The sequence below is a fragment of the Streptomyces bohaiensis genome (assembly GCF_012033785.1).
Classification (GTDB): Bacteria; Actinomycetota; Actinomycetes; order Streptomycetales; family Streptomycetaceae; genus Streptomyces; species Streptomyces bohaiensis.
In genome coordinates, this window is record NZ_JAAVJC010000016.1 from 1 (window position 1) to 16,617 (window position 16,617).

The following is a 16,617-nucleotide window of genomic DNA, read 5'->3' on the forward strand; positions in this document are numbered from 1 at the left end:
GTCCGGGGCCGGCGGCGACGGCCAGCAGCTCGGCGAGCGCGTGTCGGGCGGCGGCGCCGGGGTCCGGGGCGCCGGGCGGGGCGGTGACGCCGCGGTCGGCGAGCCAGTGCGGGTCCGCCTCGGGGAGGTGCCCGGCGTCGAGTTCGTCCCAGGAGGCCAGGCAGTCGGAGCCGGTGAACCAGTGATTGCCGAGCGGCTCGCGGACGCCGAGGTCGGTGAGGACGGCGGTGGGGACGCCCCGGCTGAGCGACTCCAGCGCGGCGGTCGAGCTGACGGTGACCAGCAGGTCGGTGGTGTCCAGCAGCGCGCCCATGTGCCCGTAGGCGAGGCGGACGTTGGCGGGCAGCCCGCCGCGGACACGTGCGGCCAGGCGCTGGTAGGGCGTCTCCTCGACATGGGTGGTCTGCTCGCCGGGGACGCTGCGGAGCTTGAGGACGACCTCGCGGTCCGGGTGGCGGCGGGCGTGGCCGACGGCACGGTCCAGCAGGTAGCGGCGCGCGGCCGGGGTGTCGGGTACGGAGGGCTGCACGGCGAAGACCACGCGGAAGGGCCGGTCGCCGCGGGCGGCGGGCGCCGCGTCGTGCGGCTCGCCGCCCAGGAACGGCAGCGGCCAGGTGGTGACCGGGCGGGCGTCGGCGCCGACCCCGGTGAGCGTCTCGCGGAAGCGGCGGGTGTCCCAGTCGGAGCCGGCGAGGAGCAGGTCGGCGCCGTGGCGCAGCAGCAACCCCTCGGTGAGCTTCTCGTAGACGACGCCGCAGTACCCGGTGACGACCACCGGGCGGCGGGCGGTGGTGGGCCACGCGCGGGCGAGCCCCTGGAGGACGGCCTGCACGGTGTGGCCGACGCAGGCGAGGACCAGCACGTCGTACGGGGCGTCGCGGTCACCGTCGCTCGCCGCGTCGCCCGCCTCGCCGCCGCGCGCGGCGACCTCGTCGAGGAAGCCGGTGAGTGTGGTCTCGCGGGCGTCGTCGGCGGCGACCCCGGTGTCGGCGAGCTGCCGCGCGGTGGGGGTGGCCCGGCCCCGCAGCAGCCGGGCTGCGACGTCCGCGCCGGGGGCGAGGGCGCGGGCGGTCAGCGCACCCCACTTCCAGCGGGTGTCGGAGTCGGCGAGCACGGCGGCTCGCACCGGTGAATTCGGTGTCGCGGGCACAACTCGGAAGCTAGGCAGCCATTCGGCCTCTCGGACCAACGCGCCCGCAATGGAACATGAACAGCGGGTGGCCCGATTCCCAACTGGCCCAAGAAGAAAACCAATTCACCGATGAAGGGTTCTCCGTTCACCCGCGGATCACTTTTCCGGTCACTCGGCGGGTACTCCGTTCACCCGGAACTCCCGAGCGCTTCGCGGGGATGTCGGGGGCCTCGGCCACCGGGTGCGCCGCGCGGTCGGCGAACGCGACGGCCCGCCGTCCCTGCGACGAGGGGCGGCGGGCCGGGTGGTGCGCGGCGGTGACCGGAGCGCGTCAGAAGCGCTCGGAGGGGACGTACGCGCCCCACACCTCCCGCAGCAGGTTGCAGACCTCCCCGACGGTGGCGCGGGCGCGCAGCGCCTCCTTCATCGGGTACAGCACATTGGCGTCCTGGCCCTCGGCGGCGGCGCGCAGCTCGGCGAGGGCGGCGTCCACCGCACCCTGGTCGCGCTCGGCACGCAGCACCCGCAGCCGCTCGACCTGCTGGGCCTCGATGGCGGGGTCGACGCGCAGCGGCTCGTAGGGCTCCTCCTCGTCGAGCTGGTAGCGGTTGACACCGACCACGACGCGCTCACCGGCGTCGGTGGCGAGCGCCTGCCGGTAGGCGCTGCGCTCGATCTCCATCTTCTGGTAGCCCTGCTCGATGGCCTCGACGGCACCGCCGCGCTCCTCGACCTGCTCCATCAGCTCCAGGGCGGCCCGCTCGACGTCGTCGGTGAGGGACTCCACCACGTACGAGCCGGCGAACGGGTCGACGGTGGCCGTCACGTCCGTCTCGTAGGCGAGGACCTGCTGAGTGCGCAGCGCGAGCCGGGCCGACTTGTCGGTGGGCAGCGCGATGGCCTCGTCGTAGGAGTTGGTGTGCAGCGACTGGGTGCCGCCGAGGACCGCGCCGAGTCCCTGGATGGCGACGCGGACCAGGTTCACCTCCGGCTGCTGCGCCGTCAGCTGCACGCCGGCGGTCTGGGTGTGGAACCGCAGCATCAGCGACTTCGGGTTCTTCGCGCCGAACTCCTCCTGCATCACACGCGCCCAGATCCGGCGGGCGGCGCGGAATTTCGCGACCTCCTCCAGGATCGTGGTGCGCGAGACGAAGAAGAACGACAGCCGAGGCGCGAAGTCGTCCACATCCATTCCGGCCGCCACGGCGGTCCGGACGTACTCGATACCGTCCGCGAGGGTGAAGGCGATCTCCTGCGCGGGCGTCGCGCCCGCTTCCGCCATGTGGTAGCCGGAGATGGAGATGGTGTTCCACCGCGGGATCTCGGCGCGGCAGTACTTGAAGATGTCGGCGATCAGCCGCAGCGAGGGCTTGGGCGGGAAGATGTAGGTGCCGCGGGCGATGTACTCCTTGAGCACGTCGTTCTGGATGGTGCCGGTCAGCTTGTCGGCCGGCACCCCCTGCTCCTCGGCGACGAGCTGGTAGAGCAGCAGCAGCAGCGCGGCGGGGGCGTTGATCGTCATCGACGTGGACACCTTGTCCAGCGGGATGCCGCCGAACAGGACCCGCATGTCGTCGATGGAGTCGATGGCGACGCCGACCTTGCCGACCTCGCCCTGGGCGAGCGGCGCGTCGGAGTCGTGGCCCATCTGGGTGGGCAGGTCGAACGCGACGGACAGCCCCATGGTGCCGTTGGCGATCAGCTGCTTGTACCGGGCGTTGGACTCCGCGGCGGTGCCGAACCCCGCGTACTGGCGCATCGTCCAGGGGCGACCGGTGTACATGCTGGGGTAGACGCCGCGGGTGTACGGATAGACGCCGGGGGCGCCCAGCCGCTCGTCGGCGTCCCACCCCTTCAGTGCCTCCGGGCCGTAGACCGGCTCGATCGGTGTGCCGGATTCGGACTCGCGCGCCATGCTCTGTCAGTGCCTTCCGCTCGGAATGCCGTGGTGCGGGACTGCTTGTGGCAGGTCCCCGCGCTAGGACTGTAGCGAGCGGTGGGCCGGGGCGGGAGGTACGCCGTCCCCGAAGAGGAGAGGGCGCCGCGGAGCGGGCACGCGGCGCGGCCGGTGCCGGCGGGCGCCGGGCACGGCCGGTGAGGTGCGCGGGCGGAGCGAGGGGGATACGCCCCGCCCGCGCCGGCCCCTGGGGTACGGGGGGAACCACGGGGGCCACAGCGGACCGATGACCAGTCGGCCCACTAGGTACAGCGTTGCAGACCGCTCCGGCGTTACGAAGGGCAGGTCGTGTTTTCCGGCCGGGATTCGTCGGTGGCGGTGGGCGCGGCGTCCCGCGGGACCGTCTGCCCGCGCACGCCGCCCTCGCCCGGGGGGTGGCTGCGCTGTTCCGGCAGCACCGCGTGCGGCGGGTGCGGCGGGTGCGGCGCGGGTGCGTGCCCGGGGCGGCTCGTGGCCCGCTGGGCGAGGACCGGTGCAGCGCGGCGTCCGGCCGGAATCGGCCCCACCAGCGGTTCCGCCGGGGCGCCCCGAGCGGTCCGGCGTCGCTGCTCGGCCGCCGGGATCGGCGTATGGGAGCGCTCCCCTTGCGCGTGGGAGCGCTCCCCCGACGCGCGGGCGCGCTCCCCGGTCGGCTGGATGTGCTCCCCCTGCCGGCGGGCCTGGGTGTCCGGGACGGCGTGCCCCGGCCCGGACGCCTGCGCGGGACGCCGCCCGTCGAGCAGTTCCGCGAGCCGGCGCAGGCCCCGGTGCGCCGCGGTCCGGACGGCCCCGGGGCGCCGGCCGAGCACCCCGGCCGCCCGTGCCGCGTCGAGGCCCAGCACCGAGCGCAGCACGACCGCCTCCGCCTGCTCCCGCGGGAGGCGGCCGACCAGCGCGAAGGCGTCGGTGGTGCCCAGTGCCACGATCGCCTCCTCGGCGGTGTCCGCGCGTGAGGGCATCTCGCCGAGCGCGACCTCGTCGAGCGGGTCCGCGGGCCGGCGCGCCCGGGAGCGGAGGTGGTCCAGCGCCCGGTTGCGGGCGATCCGGGTGGTCCAGCCCCGGAACCGGTCGGCGTCGCCGTCGAACCGGTGGAGGTCCCGCGCGATGTGCAGCCAGGCCTCCGCGGTGACGTCCTCGGCGTCGGGCTCCGCGACAATGCTGCGCACATAGCCCAGCAACCGCGGATGCAGCGCCCGGAAGAGCGTACGGAAGGCCGCGTCGTCCCCGGTGCGGGCGGCACAGAGCGCCGCCGTCAGTTCCTCGTCTTCCCCCAGCACGTTCCCGCCCCCTCCTCGCACATCCACGGCCGAGCCGATCACTGTGCGTCTCCCGGGAACGAACGCTACGCGAGCCGGGCGAACCCGTCCATCCCGGTCGCCTCTCCCGGTACCACCGGCAACGCGGCGCCGCGCAGCCGTCGTCACCCCCGGGACAGCGGCCCCCGCCGGCGGTAACGGATTCCGGGGACGGGACGCTGTACTCGGTGGAGGCGGGCGCCGCGGGGCCCGTCACCGAGCGGCGGCCGGGGCCTCTCCTGTGGGGGGTGGCGGCCCCGGCTGCCTGCCCGAGCCGCCGCCGCTCCCGCCGGGCCACCGGCCCGACGGTGGCCCGCTGCCGGCTCAGGCGCGGACGCCGGCCTCCAGGCGGTCGGCCAGGGCGGTGAACTCCTCCCAGCTCAGCTCCGGCTCGTCCGGGTTCCACAGCTTCTGCGAGGTCGCGTGGAGCGGCAGCCGGATACCGTCGGCGACCTCCGCCACGCTCTGCCGGTCGGCCAGGTCGCACCAGACGGCGAACCGGCCGCCCAGGATGTTCTCCGGCCCGCCCAGCGCGGGATCGACCGGTTCACTCCCCCGGAGCACCTCGGGCGTCCACTCCTCGTAGATGCGCTCACCGGTGGGGTAGACGAAGCCCACCGGCTCACCGAGGACGTAGTACAGGTACTCGCTGCTCATGTTGATCAGCTGCCAGCCGCCCTCCAGGTACTCCTCCGGCGGGCGGGCGCCGATCTCCCGACCGGTCCAGTAGGTGACCTCCCGCTCGGCGTCGGGCTGGATCTCCCCGCCGGCGTGCATGCCGTCGTTCCAGACCTGCGGCAGCCGCTCCAGGTCGCGGGCGGTGTCGGCCCGGTCGTTGAGCCAGCGGGTGGCGAGGTCCTGGACGGTACCGGCGGGGCCGAACTCCTCGCGTGCCGCGGCGGCCAGCCCGGGGAAGGACGCCTGCGGGTCGCGGTAGTAGAGCGCGCCGTACTCGTCACCGCCGAGGTGCCAGTAGGGGCCCGGGAACAGCTGCGCGAACTCGCGGGTCAGGCCGTCGATGAGCTCGCCCGCCCGCTCCTGCGAGATGTCGATCGCGCCCCGGACCGCCTCGCCGTCCCGGTCGAACAGGCGCAGGTCGGGGTAGGCGTTGAGCACCGCGCCGAGGTGGCCGGGCGAGTCGATCTCCGGGATCACGGTGATGTGCAGCGATTCCGCCAGCGCCAGGATGCGCCGCACCTCGTCCTGGGTGAGGTGCTCCTCGGAGACGACCTCGGGGTACTCCTCGCTCTCGATGCGGAACCCCTGGTCGTCGCTGAAGTGCAGCTGCAGCTGGTTGTACTTGAGGTCGCCCATCTGCCGCAGCCGGTCCTCGATCCACTCCGCCGGGAAGTGCTTGCGGGCGATGTCCAGCATGAAACCGCGCTGCGGCCGGTCGGGCGCGTCGCGGACCTCGCCCTCGGCGACGCCGCCCAACTCCTGCACCGACTGCACCAGGGTGCGGGTGCCGTAGAAGACCCCGGCGTCGTGCGAGCCGGTGATGGTGAGGACGCCGTCGCGGCTGGCGAGGGTGTACTCCTCCCGCTCCAGCGGCGCGTCCGGGTCGACCCGCAACAGCACGTCGCCGAGCAGCGCCTCGTCGCCCTCCACGACGGGGACGGACAGCTCGTCCGCGAGCCGCTCGGCCTCGTCGTCCAGCACGCCGTCGAGGACCGCGACGACCCGGGTGTCGGGGGTGACGGCCCAGCCGCTGCCGTCGGCCGGCTCCCACGACCGCACGGCCGGGATGGCCCGCGGCGCCTCCTGCGGCCCCGAGGGCCGGACGCGCGGTTCCTCCGGGGTGGGCGGGGGCGACGCGACCGGTGCGTCGTCCTCCGCGGAGGGGTCGGGACCGAACACGACGACGCCGAGCGCGACGAGCACCACCATGGCGGCCACGACGCCACCGATCACTACACGAGCCATGGGTCGACCGTAGCGACCCGGGCCGACAAGCGGTGACCGGAGCGGGTCCGTCCGGCCCAGTGGAGCGCCCCGGGGCCGGCCGGCGGCCGCGTGCGACGGGCCCGGCGAGGCCGCCGGGCGCACCGCTCGGGCCTCACCCATCCGTGCCTGATTGCTCACACCTGAGCCCCCGGGTCCGAGAGGCCCGGAAGCCGTCGATACGATATCGCCCGGCCGGTGGACCGTACCCGGCTCGGGACCGGCGGCCTCCGCGAGGCGGTGACACCGGCACCCGCTCCCGACATTCGGCTCCCGGAGGGTATTTCCGTGCCGGCAGGAACGCTGTACCGCGGCCGGGAAGGCATGTGGTCATGGGTGGCTCATCGAGTCACCGGTGTCCTCGTTTTCTTCTTCCTGTTCGTCCATGTGCTCGACACCGCGCTCGTCCGCGTCTCGCCCGAGGCGTACGACGACACTGTCGCGGTCTACAAGACCCCGCTCGTGGCATTCATGGAGTACGGCCTCGTCGCGGCCGTCCTCTTCCACGCGCTCAACGGCCTGCGTGTCATCGCGGTCGACTTCTGGAGCAAGGGCGCTCGCTACCAGAAGCAGCTGCTGTGGAGCGTCATGGGGCTGTGGGGCCTGCTGATGGCCGGTGCCGCGTACCCGGTTCTGTCGCACGCCTTCCGTGAGCTGTTCGGGAGCTGATCGAGATGACCACCGAAAACACCACCACCGCCGCCGCCTCGGGCACCACCGCGGTCGAGGGCGAGCGCTACTCCCCCGAGAACCCCGCGCCGGTGATCGAGCCGCCCCGCGCGCGCACCACGCGGACCCCGCGGTCCACCCGCACCAACTTCGAGCTGTACGGCTGGCTGTTCATGCGGCTGTCCGGCATCCTGCTCGTCTTCCTGGTCCTCGGTCACCTGCTGATCCAGCTCGTGCTGGACGGCGGCGTCTCCAAGGTCAGCTTCGCGTTCGTCGCGGGCCGCTGGGCCTCGCCGTTCTGGATGGCGTGGGACCTGATCATGCTCTGGCTGGCCATGCTGCACGGCGCCAACGGCATGCGGACGATCATCAACGACTACGCGCAGCGCGACAACACCCGCTTCTGGCTGAAGGTCCTGCTGTACACGGCGACGACCTTCACCATCCTGCTGGGCACGCTGGTGATCTTCACCTTCGACCCGAACATCCGCTGACGCACCGGGGCTGACGAGACAGATGCAGATCCACAAGTACGACACCGTCATCGTCGGTGCGGGCGGCGCCGGTATGCGTGCCGCCATCGAGGCCACCAAGCGCAGCCGCACCGCCGTACTGACGAAGCTCTACCCCACCCGGTCCCACACCGGCGCGGCGCAGGGCGGCATGGCCGCCGCCCTGGCCAACGTCGAGGAGGACAACTGGGAGTGGCACACCTTCGACACCGTCAAGGGCGGCGACTTCCTGGTCGACCAGGACGCCGCGGAGATCCTGGCCAAGGAGGCCATCGACTCCGTCCTCGACCTGGAGAAGATGGGCCTGCCGTTCAACCGGACCCCGGACGGCACCATCGACCAGCGCCGGTTCGGCGGCCACACCCGCAACCACGGTGAGGCGCCCGTGCGCCGCTCCTGCTACGCGGCGGACCGCACCGGCCACATGATCCTCCAGACGCTGTACCAGGTCTGTGTGAAGGAGGGCGTGGAGTTCTACAACGAGTTCTACGTCCTGGACGTCCTCCTCAACGAGGTGGACGGCGTGCGCAAGGCCGCCGGCGTCGTCGCGCTGGAGCTGGCCACCGGTGAACTCCACGTCTTCCAGGCGAAGTCGATCGTCTTCGCCTCGGGCGGCAACGGCAAGTTCTACAAGGTGTCCTCCAACGCCCACACCCTCACCGGCGACCTGCAGGCCGCCGCGTTCCGCCGGGGCATCCCCCTGGAGGACATGGAGTTCTTCCAGTTCCACCCGACCGGCATCTGGAAGATGGGCATCCTCCTCACCGAGGGCGCCCGCGGCGAGGGCGGCATCCTCCGCAACAAGGACGGCGAGCGCTTCATGGAGCGCTACGCCCCCACGATCAAGGACCTCGCGCCGCGTGACATGGTCTCGCGCTCGATCTACACCGAGATCCGCGAGGGCCGGGGCTGCGGTCCGGACGCCGACCACGTCTACCTGGACCTCACGCACCTGCCGCCGGAGCAGCTGGACGCCAAGCTGCCGGACATCACCGAGTTCGCCCGCACCTACCTGGGTATCGAGCCGTACACGGACCCGATCCCGATCCAGCCGACCGCGCACTACGCGATGGGCGGCCTGCCGACCAACGTGCGCGGCGAGGTACTGGCCAACAACACCGACGTGATTCCCGGCCTCTACGCCGCCGGCGAGGTCGCCTGCGTGTCGGTCCACGGCGCCAACCGCCTGGGCACCAACTCGCTGCTCGACATCAACGTGTTCGGGCGCCGGGCGGGCATCGCCGCCGCCGAGTACGCGGCGACCGCCGACTACGTCGAGCTGCCGGAGGACCCGCAGTCCTTCGTCGCCGGCCAGGTCGAGATGCTGCGCGACGCCACCGGTTCCGAGCGGGTCGTGGAGATCCGCAACGAGCTGCAGGAGACCATGGACAAGAACGCCATGGTCTTCCGCACCGAGGAGACGCTGCGGGAGGCCCGCGACACCATCGCGGCCCTGCGCAAGCGCTACAAGGACATCTCGGTCCAGGACAAGGGCAAGCGGTTCAACACCGACCTGCTGGAGGCCATCGAGCTGGGCAACCTGCTCGACCTGGCCGAGGTGCTGGTCGTCTCCGCCCTGGCCCGCAAGGAGTCCCGCGGCGGTCACTACCGCGAGGACTACCCGGACCGCGACGACGTCAACTTCATGCGCCACACCATGGCGTACCGCGAGGTCGACGCCGAGGGCACCGACTCGATCCGGCTGGACTACAAGCCGGTCGTCCAGACCCGCTACCAGCCGATGGAGCGTAAGTACTGATGAGCACCGCCACCGTCGAGAAGCCGGAGGCCGGCGCCGCCGACAGCGCCGCCTCGCACAAGATCACGGTCACCTTCCGCATCCGCCGGTTCAACCCGGAGGTCTCCGCGGACGCGTCCTGGCAGGACTTCGTGATCGACATCGACCCGAAGGAGCGCGTCCTGGACGCGCTGCACCAGATCAAGTGGGAGGAGGACGGCACCCTGACGTTCCGCCGTTCCTGCGCCCACGGGATCTGCGGTTCGGACGCCATGCGCATCAACGGCCGCAACCGGCTGGCGTGCAAGACGCTGATCAAGGACCTGAACCCGGCCAAGCCGATCACCGTCGAGGCGATCAAGGGCCTGACCGTCCTCAAGGACCTCATCGTCGACATGGAGCCGTTCTTCCAGGCCTACCGCGACGTGATGCCGTTCCTGATCACCAACGGGAACGAGCCGACGCGCGAGCGCCGGCAGTCCGCCGCGGACCGCGAGCGGTTCGACGACACCACCAAGTGCATCCTGTGCGCCGCATGCACCTCCTCGTGCCCGGTGTTCTGGAACGACGGCCAGTACTTCGGCCCGGCGGCGATCGTCAACGCGCACCGCTTCATCTTCGACTCGCGTGACGAGGCCGGGGAGCAGCGGCTGGAGATCCTGAACGACAAGGACGGGGTGTGGCGCTGCCGCACCACGTTCAACTGCACCGACGCGTGCCCCCGCGGCATCGAGGTCACCAAGGCCATCGCCGAGGTGAAGCAGGCGCTGATCACCCGCCGCCGTTCGGCGTCACGGGGGGGGCGGGGCCCGGGTGATGTGTGGCTGAAGATCTGCGGGAAGGGGCGTCCGCGGGACCCGGGCCACGAACGCCGGGAGCCCAGCGGCGTGCACCACGCCGACGACCTGGACGCGTCGTCGCGCGCTCGTCACCATGGGTCGTTTCCCGTGGTGGACCCAGCGGGACCGGGGCGCGCTTCTCGGCCCAACTCGACCAATTTGTTTGCAACTTGGGGTCCTGCGCGTGCGGCGTGTCGTCCCGGGATGCGTGACGCGGGGCCTGAAGCATGCTGCGGGACGGGCCGGGAGGACCGGCCCCGGGGACACGTGAAGGGGAAGCACATGCGGAGCACTCGGGCAGCAGGCGTTCGGTACACGGCGATGGCGGCGGCGGCCGTTCTGGCACTGTCGGCATGCGGAAGCGGCTCCGACGACGAGACATCGGAGGCATCGCAGTCCTCGGAGTCCACCGCGCAGGAGGAGGACGCGGAGGGGCCGGATGTGCAGATGACCGCGGAGGAGACCGACAGCGACGCCCAGGCCGGCCCCCTCACGGAGATCACGGTGGAGGAGGGCGAGGGCTCGGAGACCGTGATCCTGGAGTTCGACGGCGCCGCCCCGGAGTACGAGTGGGAGCGGTTCGTGGCTCCCGTCTACTTCCTCAGCGGCGACTTCGCCGACGAGCCGATCGAGGTCGACGGCGACTGGACGCTCCGCTTCCTCCTCACCTCGGGGCACGGCACCGACACGGACACCCCCGAAGAAGCGACGTTCGACGGCATGGTCGCCCACGTTCTCCCCTTCGGGAAGTTCGAGGGCGGGATAGAGATCGCGATCGGCATCAACTCCGAGTACGGCGAGCAGCCCGAGTACGAGATCACCACCGAGGGCTCGGAGATCCACATCGAGATCACCGAGATGAACGACCCGCGGGTGGAGTGACCCGGCGCCTCGGACGGCACGTCCGCCTCCTCGGATGCGTGGCACTCCCCTCGGGAGTGCCACGCATCCGCGTTTCCCCCACAGCTCACGGCGGACCCCGGACGCCGGTGCCGCTCGGATCAACGCGCTCCCGGGTGCGACGCCGCGCCCGCAGCCGGCGGCACCGGCGTCCGGCTGCGCGACACGTGAGCGGTCCGGGGTCCCGTCGCCGTTCGCGGGTGCCGGGGCGCGGGTGCCGACCGCGGCGGGGCGCCGTCCGGACGTCTCCCGGCGGCGGTTGTCGGTGGGGCGCGCTAGCGTGCCCGGCATGACGGAATTCGTACTCGTACCCGGTGCCTGGCTCGGCGCCTGGGCCTGGGCGGAGATCGCCCCGGCGCTGCGGACCGCCGGCCACGGCGCGCTGCCGCTGACGCTGGGCGGCCTGGCGGAGCGCGGCGGGGAGTCGGCCGGGCAGCAGGACCACGTGGCCGACATCGTGGGCGCGGTCGAGCGGCTGGACCTCCGGGACGTCGTCCTGGTGGGACACAGCTACTCGGGCATCCCGGTCGGCCAGGCGGCGGAGCGGATCGGCGACCGGTTGCGGCGCGTGGTGTACGTCGACGCCACCGTCCCGGTCGACGGCCAGTCCTTCGTGGACTCCTGGCCGGGCGGCCGCGCCATGGTGGAGCCGGCGTTGGCGGCCCACGACGGCCGGTGGCCGCCGCCCGCGGCGGCGGACTACGCGGGGCAGGGTCTGGACGCCGAGTCCGTGGAACGGCTGGTGGTGGGGGGGCACGCCGCACCCGGGCGCCACGCTGACGGAACCGGCCCGGCTGTCCCACCCGGCGGGCGGCCTGCCCGCCACGTACGTGAAGTGCCTGCTGGACGGCGCGGAGCCGCCCCCGCCGGCGGTCGAGCCGCTCGCTGCGGGCCGGTGGCGGCTGGTGCGGTTGGAGACCGGTCACTGGCCGATGCTGTCGGCCCCGGCGGAGCTGGCCCGGGTCCTGCTGGAGGCCGCGGAGGAGAACTGAGGCAGCCCGTGCAGAGCAACGCCCGCACGGGGCTCAGCGGCCAGTGAGCACCAGTTCGTCATCCTCCGGGCCGTCGTCCGGACCGTGACCGCCGTCGGTCGGCGCGGGCTCTCCTGCCCCGTCCCCCGCGCGCCGCAGCACGCCCCAGGCCACACACCCGGCGACGGCCCCCCAGACCGCGAGGCCGGCGGAGAAGGCGGTGACGGCTTGGAAGCACCAGGCAGCGAGCGCCCCGCCGTCGAAGACCGAACCGTCGACGAAGGTCGCGTGCAGGGCCAGAGCACCGGCCACGTGAGCGACGCTGCCCGCGGCGACGGAGACCCACACGCCGGTGACCGCGAGCGCCTGCGGGGTGCGCTCGGTGATCCGCGTCAGCATCTGCCGGAGCAGGAGAGCGAACAGCAGGATGTACAGCACCGCGCCGACGAGATCGGCCAGCCGGTCCAGGAGGCCGGGGTCGTCCGGGACGAAGCGGCCGATCGACCAGCTGGTCGGAACGAGGAATCGCCCCACCAACCACCACGGGCCCGTGGCGTCGCGCGACAACCACGGGGGCTCCGCCTCGGCCGCTCCCCCGACGCCGGCCACCACGGCCAGCGTGACGGTGGCCGCGCCCACGGCGGGCCGCCGAGCGCGAACGGACGGACGTGCTGTCATGCCGGCAGGCGTCGTCCCGGCAGGCGGCGCGACGGCAGGCGTCGTTTCGACGGGCGGCCCCGGTGCCGTGTCCGCCGCCGCGTCGGGTGCGTCGCCTTCAGGAACCGTGTCGTGGTCGGGGGCCGACCGGTCGATCACCGTGCGGCCCGCCCATGCCGTCAGCGCCACCAGGACGGCGACCGGCAGTGCCAGGGCGGTGGGCAGCACCACCGCGGCGCCGGACTCGAGAGCGACGGCGGACGTCAGGTCCGAGCCCGGCGGTGCGGCCATGACCACCACGGCCACGGTGCTCAGCACCGAGGCGGGTGCCACCGCGGCCCAGCAGGCAACCGCCGCCCACGCGCCCTGACGCGGTGTCGGCAGCAGGTACCGCAGCGCAAGCCGGCAGCCCAGGGCGAACAGCACCCCCAGCACCAGGCCGCGGGTCGCCACCCACCCCGCCCCGGGGTGGTCGAGGGTTCCCAGCACCGCCGCCGCGTCGGTCCATGTCGGCATGTCGGGGGCCCAGGCGGCCAGCCACGGCGCCGCCCACGCGGCACCCCCCGTCCCGGCACGCACGAGCGCGTCGACCCGGTCGACGGTCGCCACCAGACGCACCGCGACGACGAGCACCACACCGCCCAGCGCCGACGCCACCCAGTCGACGGCCCGAGGGTCCGTCACGACTCTCCGCATGTTTCCCCCCGGGAGCAGCGGGGTCACCCCCTCACCGGCCCGGCCCGCTCCGCACGAGGCCCCACCGCCCCGCCCGGCCACCCCCGGTGTTCCCGTCCCCGCAGTGTGCCCATCCCCGCGTCGGCGGGAACATCACTGCCGGTTCAGAGCTGTTACGGGTCCTCCACCGCCTCGCCGCGCGCTCTGACGTAATCTCGTAGCGGGCACCGTGGGCCGTTCCGCGGCGCGGCAGTGCAGTGGGGGGTTACGGATGAACCAGGGCGATCCGCACGGCTACCAGTGGGGGCCGAACGGGCAGCAGTCACAGCAGCCGGCCGCGCCGCCCGTCGACCTGACGAAGGGCCCGTACCCGGCCCAGGGCGGCTACGGAACGCCGCAGCCGAACGCGCAGGGCGGGCAGCCCGGCCCCTACGCGCCGGGGGCGTACGACGCCGGCTCCCCGTCACAGGCGCCCATGGCACCGCAGGGTCAGCAGGGCGCGCCGCTGCTGTACATCGGCGACATCACGGTGATGCCGGACGCGATCCTGACCCCCGCCGGGCCGATGCCGCTGCGCGGGGCGGTGTGGACGTTCAACGACCTCTCCCGTACCGAGAAGTCCATCACCACCACCGGCATCGTCCTGGCCTGCGTCTTCGCGGTGTTCTGCCTGCTCGGTCTGTTGTTCCTGCTGATGCGCGAGGAGCGCACCACGGGCTACATCCAGGTGGGTGTGACCTCGGGCGGCCGCCACCACTCGACGATGATCCCCGCCACCACTCCGCACGCCGGCCCGGCCATCGCCCACCAGGTCGCCTGGCTCCGCTCGATCAGCGCCTGATCCCGCCGGGCGACGGCCCGTGGGGGCGGCGCCTCGATCGCATCGCCGGTCAGACGTCGTGCCGCCAACGCAACGCGGGGTGGCCGTCGATCCAGTAGGTGTGGCTCTCCGGCGTGACGCGCAGCCGCACAGCGGTGATGTCGGGGCGACCTGCGTCCTGCCATGCGGCAAGAGCCTGCTCGATCACGTCCCACAGCGCCGCGGGGCCGCCCTGGCGGACCCTCCAGCTGCCACCGCGCTCGGTGAACGAGGCGAACGATTCACGGTCCGGGTCGAAGAGGTACAGCAGCCGCTCGCCCGTCGAGGACGTGGCGCGGGTGAAGCGCGCACCCGGGGTCGCGAGCTGCGCGAGGAACGCGGGCATCCACTCCTGGAGCAGCAGCGGGCACACCTCCGCCTCGCGTTCGCCGTCCGCGTACGCGGTCCGGGCGGAGAGGTCGCCGTCAACGGGTGTCTCCGCCTGTGAGCGGGCCTGCATGAACGAGCTGCGGCCGATGATCCCGCCCTCCGCGGAGCCGTCCTCGGCGACGGTGACCTTGGCAAGGCCGGTCCCGTAGAGCCACGTACCGCCGATCGTGGCCAGGACGATGCCGCCGGGCTTCGTCTGCCTGATCCAGGTGTAGGGGATGCGGCGCACGGCGCACGTGGCGATGACCCTGTCGTACGGAGCGCGGCGCGGGTGGCCGAGAAGCCCGTCGCCGGTGACGGTCCACGTCGAGTAGCCGGCGCTCTCCAGGGCGGCGTCGGCTCGGGCAGAGACGTGCGGGTCCACCTCGACCGTGGTGACGTTGTCCTCCCCGAGCCGGAAGCACAGCAGAGCTGTGGAGTAGCCGCTGCCCGTGCCGATCTCCAGTACCCGGTGGGCGTCGTCCACCTCCAGCTTCTCCAGCATGTCCACGACGGTGACCGGGGTGGTGGACGAGGAGGTCGGTGAGCCGGCCACCAGGCCGTCGGCCTGGTCTGCGGTGAGGTGCCCGTCGAGCTGGGTGGTCAGGGACTCGTCGCGGTAGGCGAGCCGCACCCAGTCGGCGGGGGGCGTTGCCGCAACCGTCATCGGACGCCATCGGCCGCCCTCCGCGGGCAGGAACACGCCGGGGGTCAGGAACAGCTCGCGCGGCACGGCCTCCACAGCCGCCCGCCAGCGGGAACTCGACAGCACCCCCGCTCGCATCAGGCGGGCCGCGAGCGCGTTCCGCTCCGGGGAGGTGTCGGTCACGGTGCGGCTCCTTGCGTCAGCAACTCCGCGACCGCGGAGGACATCGGAAGGCCGGTGGACTCCTCCAACCACCCCCACTGTCCGTTCGGATTCAGCTCCAGCCACCACAGGTCACCAGCCCTGTCCACCGCCATGTCGAAACTCCCTGAGACGAGTCGGAAGTGGGCGAGGTACGCGAGCAGCGCGCTCACCACGCCGGCGGGCAGCTCCACGACGCGGTAGGAGAGCGCCGAGTAGTCCATGCGCCAGTCCAGCATCCCGGAATCGATGCGGACGGCGAACACCTCGTCGCCGACAACCAGGACGCGAAGGTCGGCCACCTTGTCCACGGCGGCCTGAAACAGATGCGGCACCACTGCCACACTCTCGTCGACCTCAGCAGCAGTGACCGGTTGGACCCAGCAGGTCACAGGGGCGCCGTCACGCCGGTAGGGCGTCCACCGCAGGGTTTTGAAGATCACCCGGTGGTGTCTGTCGATGAAAGTGCGCGCCGCCTGCGGGTCGTTCGTGACCAGCGTCGGCGGCACGGCCAGACCGAGGCGCCCGGCGACGGCGAGCTGGTGGGGCTTGTAGTCCGCGGCGGCGTTGCGCAGTGGATGGTTGACCCACAGCGGCCCGTCGAGTGCATAGAGGGCGCCACCGAGGCCGTACCGGACTTGCGCCGCCGCGAACCGCGCGTCGTCCGCGCCGAGATGGCCGAAGGCGGGCCACACCGGTCGGCGCCAGTAGACCGACCGGACGCGGGCCAGGTCGACAGCTCTCGACGGGGTGCGGAGCTGCCCGGACACGGGGGCCGGGCGCTCGCCGAATCGGACTGAAACCACCAGGGCAGCCCCGATGTCGGCGGGGTTGAACCTGGTTACCGGCACGCTTCTCCGGTTCAGCTCCGCGATCACCATGTCGGCGGTGAGGTCGTCGACCTCCGTCGCCACGAGCACCGGCCTGTCGTCGACCACAGATCAGTCCTGCTCGGAGTCCTGATCGTGCCCCTGGTCCGGTGCGGAGTCCGAGTTGGTGGTGGTACTGGTCTCGGTGCCCTTGCCGGTCCCGTGCTTACCCATGTCGATCACCGTTCCGTTCTGGTCGGTGAAGACGCCGAGCTGGGTGCCGGGGTCGATCGTGACCGACGCGTGCCCGCGGCGGGTGACGGTCGGGTACGGGGCGAGTCGTCCGGCACCCCAGGGACGCGTGGCGGTCTCGATGGCGATGGTCATCCTTACCTCCTCCGTGGCGGTGACTGTTGCCGAATCCGACGCTACGGTCCCGCTGGTCGGCGTAGAACTGACTGTGAGTAC

General features: G+C 72.5%; 11 protein-coding genes and 3 pseudogenes. 6 read left to right on the forward strand and 8 right to left on the reverse strand.

The genetic code is table 11. The annotated features are described in order from the left end of the window. The 4 genes and pseudogenes from HCN52_RS03940 to HCN52_RS03955 form a co-directional block, all read right to left on the reverse strand. A partial coding sequence (locus tag HCN52_RS03940) for a DUF6716 putative glycosyltransferase (RefSeq protein WP_312876527.1) occupies positions 1-1,114 on the reverse strand: 1,114 nt, incomplete at its 3' end. Positions 1,115-1,463: 349 nt separating this feature from the next. After that, entirely contained in the window at positions 1,464-3,047 is a 1,584-nt protein-coding gene (locus HCN52_RS03945) for an acyl-CoA mutase large subunit family protein (protein WP_168086947.1), read from the reverse strand. Between the two features lie 754 nt (positions 3,048-3,801). Beyond that, a pseudogene (locus HCN52_RS25175) lies at positions 3,802-4,345 on the reverse strand (RNA polymerase sigma factor); the annotation flags it as partial. 342 nt (positions 4,346-4,687) lie between these two features. Beyond that, entirely contained in the window at positions 4,688-6,286 is a 1,599-nt protein-coding gene (locus HCN52_RS03955) for a beta-N-acetylhexosaminidase (RefSeq protein ID WP_168086949.1), read from the reverse strand. A 306-nt stretch (positions 6,287-6,592) separates the two neighbouring features. On the opposite strand from HCN52_RS03955, the gene sdhC reads away from it, so the two are divergent. The 5 genes and pseudogenes from sdhC to HCN52_RS03980 all read left to right on the forward strand — a co-directional run bounded on the left by sdhC (position 6,593) and on the right by HCN52_RS03980 (position 11,954). Further along, positions 6,593-6,973 carry a succinate dehydrogenase, cytochrome b556 subunit gene (gene sdhC / locus HCN52_RS03960; protein WP_167933117.1) on the forward strand — a complete coding sequence of 127 codons (381 nt, stop codon included), beginning with the start codon at positions 6,593-6,595 and terminating at the stop codon, positions 6,971-6,973. A gap of 5 nt (positions 6,974-6,978) precedes the next feature. After that, positions 6,979-7,467, forward strand: a complete 489-nt coding sequence (locus HCN52_RS03965) for a succinate dehydrogenase hydrophobic membrane anchor subunit (protein ID WP_168086950.1) — start codon at positions 6,979-6,981, stop codon at positions 7,465-7,467. Positions 7,468-7,489: 22 nt separating this feature from the next. After that, positions 7,490-9,244: a succinate dehydrogenase flavoprotein subunit gene (sdhA, locus tag HCN52_RS03970; protein ID WP_168086951.1), complete on the forward strand. Its 1,755-nt coding sequence runs from the start codon at positions 7,490-7,492 to the stop codon at positions 9,242-9,244. Continuing rightward, a pseudogene (locus HCN52_RS03975) lies at positions 9,244-10,005 on the forward strand (succinate dehydrogenase iron-sulfur subunit); the annotation flags it as partial. The gene sdhA and the pseudogene HCN52_RS03975, both read left to right, overlap by 1 nt. Positions 10,006-11,251: 1,246 nt before the next feature. Continuing rightward, positions 11,252-11,954 (forward strand): annotated as a pseudogene (locus tag HCN52_RS03980) (alpha/beta fold hydrolase). 33 nt (positions 11,955-11,987) lie between these two features. Here HCN52_RS03980 and HCN52_RS03985 read toward each other — a convergent pair. Further along, a complete protein-coding gene (locus tag HCN52_RS03985) occupies positions 11,988-13,274 on the reverse strand; it encodes a hypothetical protein (protein ID WP_168086952.1) in 1,287 nt (428 codons plus the stop codon). Positions 13,275-13,536: 262 nt separating this feature from the next. Here HCN52_RS03985 and HCN52_RS03990 point away from each other — a divergent pair, with 262 nt between their 5' ends. Continuing rightward, positions 13,537-14,106, forward strand: a complete 570-nt coding sequence (locus tag HCN52_RS03990) for a hypothetical protein (protein ID WP_168086953.1) — start codon at positions 13,537-13,539, stop codon at positions 14,104-14,106. Positions 14,107-14,155: 49 nt separating this feature from the next. Here the strand turns inward: HCN52_RS03990 and tgmC are convergent, their stop codons facing one another. The 3 genes from tgmC to tgmA are packed head-to-tail and all read right to left on the reverse strand — an operon-like array spanning position 14,156 to position 16,536. Next, positions 14,156-15,322 (reverse strand): ATP-grasp peptide maturase system methyltransferase, encoded by a 1,167-nt coding sequence (tgmC, locus tag HCN52_RS03995; RefSeq protein WP_168086954.1) that lies wholly within the window; start codon positions 15,320-15,322, stop codon positions 14,156-14,158. Further along, positions 15,319-16,278 carry an ATP-grasp ribosomal peptide maturase gene (tgmB, locus tag HCN52_RS04000; RefSeq protein ID WP_168086955.1) on the reverse strand — a complete coding sequence of 320 codons (960 nt, stop codon included), beginning with the start codon at positions 16,276-16,278 and terminating at the stop codon, positions 15,319-15,321. The genes tgmC and tgmB overlap by 4 nt, the downstream gene beginning before the upstream one ends. 3 nt (positions 16,279-16,281) lie before the next feature. Beyond that, a complete protein-coding gene (gene tgmA, locus HCN52_RS04005; protein WP_168086956.1) occupies positions 16,282-16,536 on the reverse strand; it encodes a putative ATP-grasp-modified RiPP in 255 nt (84 codons plus the stop codon). Positions 16,537-16,617: the final 81 nt, after the last annotated feature.

What these genes read in the sequence shown, in the direction of transcription:
- tgmA (WP_168086956.1), bottom strand. Translation starts at nt 16,536, where the DNA reads ATGACCATCGCCATCGAGACCGCCACGCGTCCCTGGGGTGCCGGACGA.
- HCN52_RS03955 (WP_168086949.1), bottom strand. Translation starts at nt 6,286, where the DNA reads ATGGCTCGTGTAGTGATCGGTGGCGTCGTGGCCGCCATGGTGGTGCTC.
- HCN52_RS03965 (WP_168086950.1), top strand. Translation starts at nt 6,979, where the DNA reads ATGACCACCGAAAACACCACCACCGCCGCCGCCTCGGGCACCACCGCG.
- HCN52_RS03990 (WP_168086953.1), top strand. Translation starts at nt 13,537, where the DNA reads ATGAACCAGGGCGATCCGCACGGCTACCAGTGGGGGCCGAACGGGCAG.
- HCN52_RS03945 (WP_168086947.1), bottom strand. Translation starts at nt 3,047, where the DNA reads ATGGCGCGCGAGTCCGAATCCGGCACACCGATCGAGCCGGTCTACGGC.
- sdhA (WP_168086951.1), top strand. Translation starts at nt 7,490, where the DNA reads ATGCAGATCCACAAGTACGACACCGTCATCGTCGGTGCGGGCGGCGCC.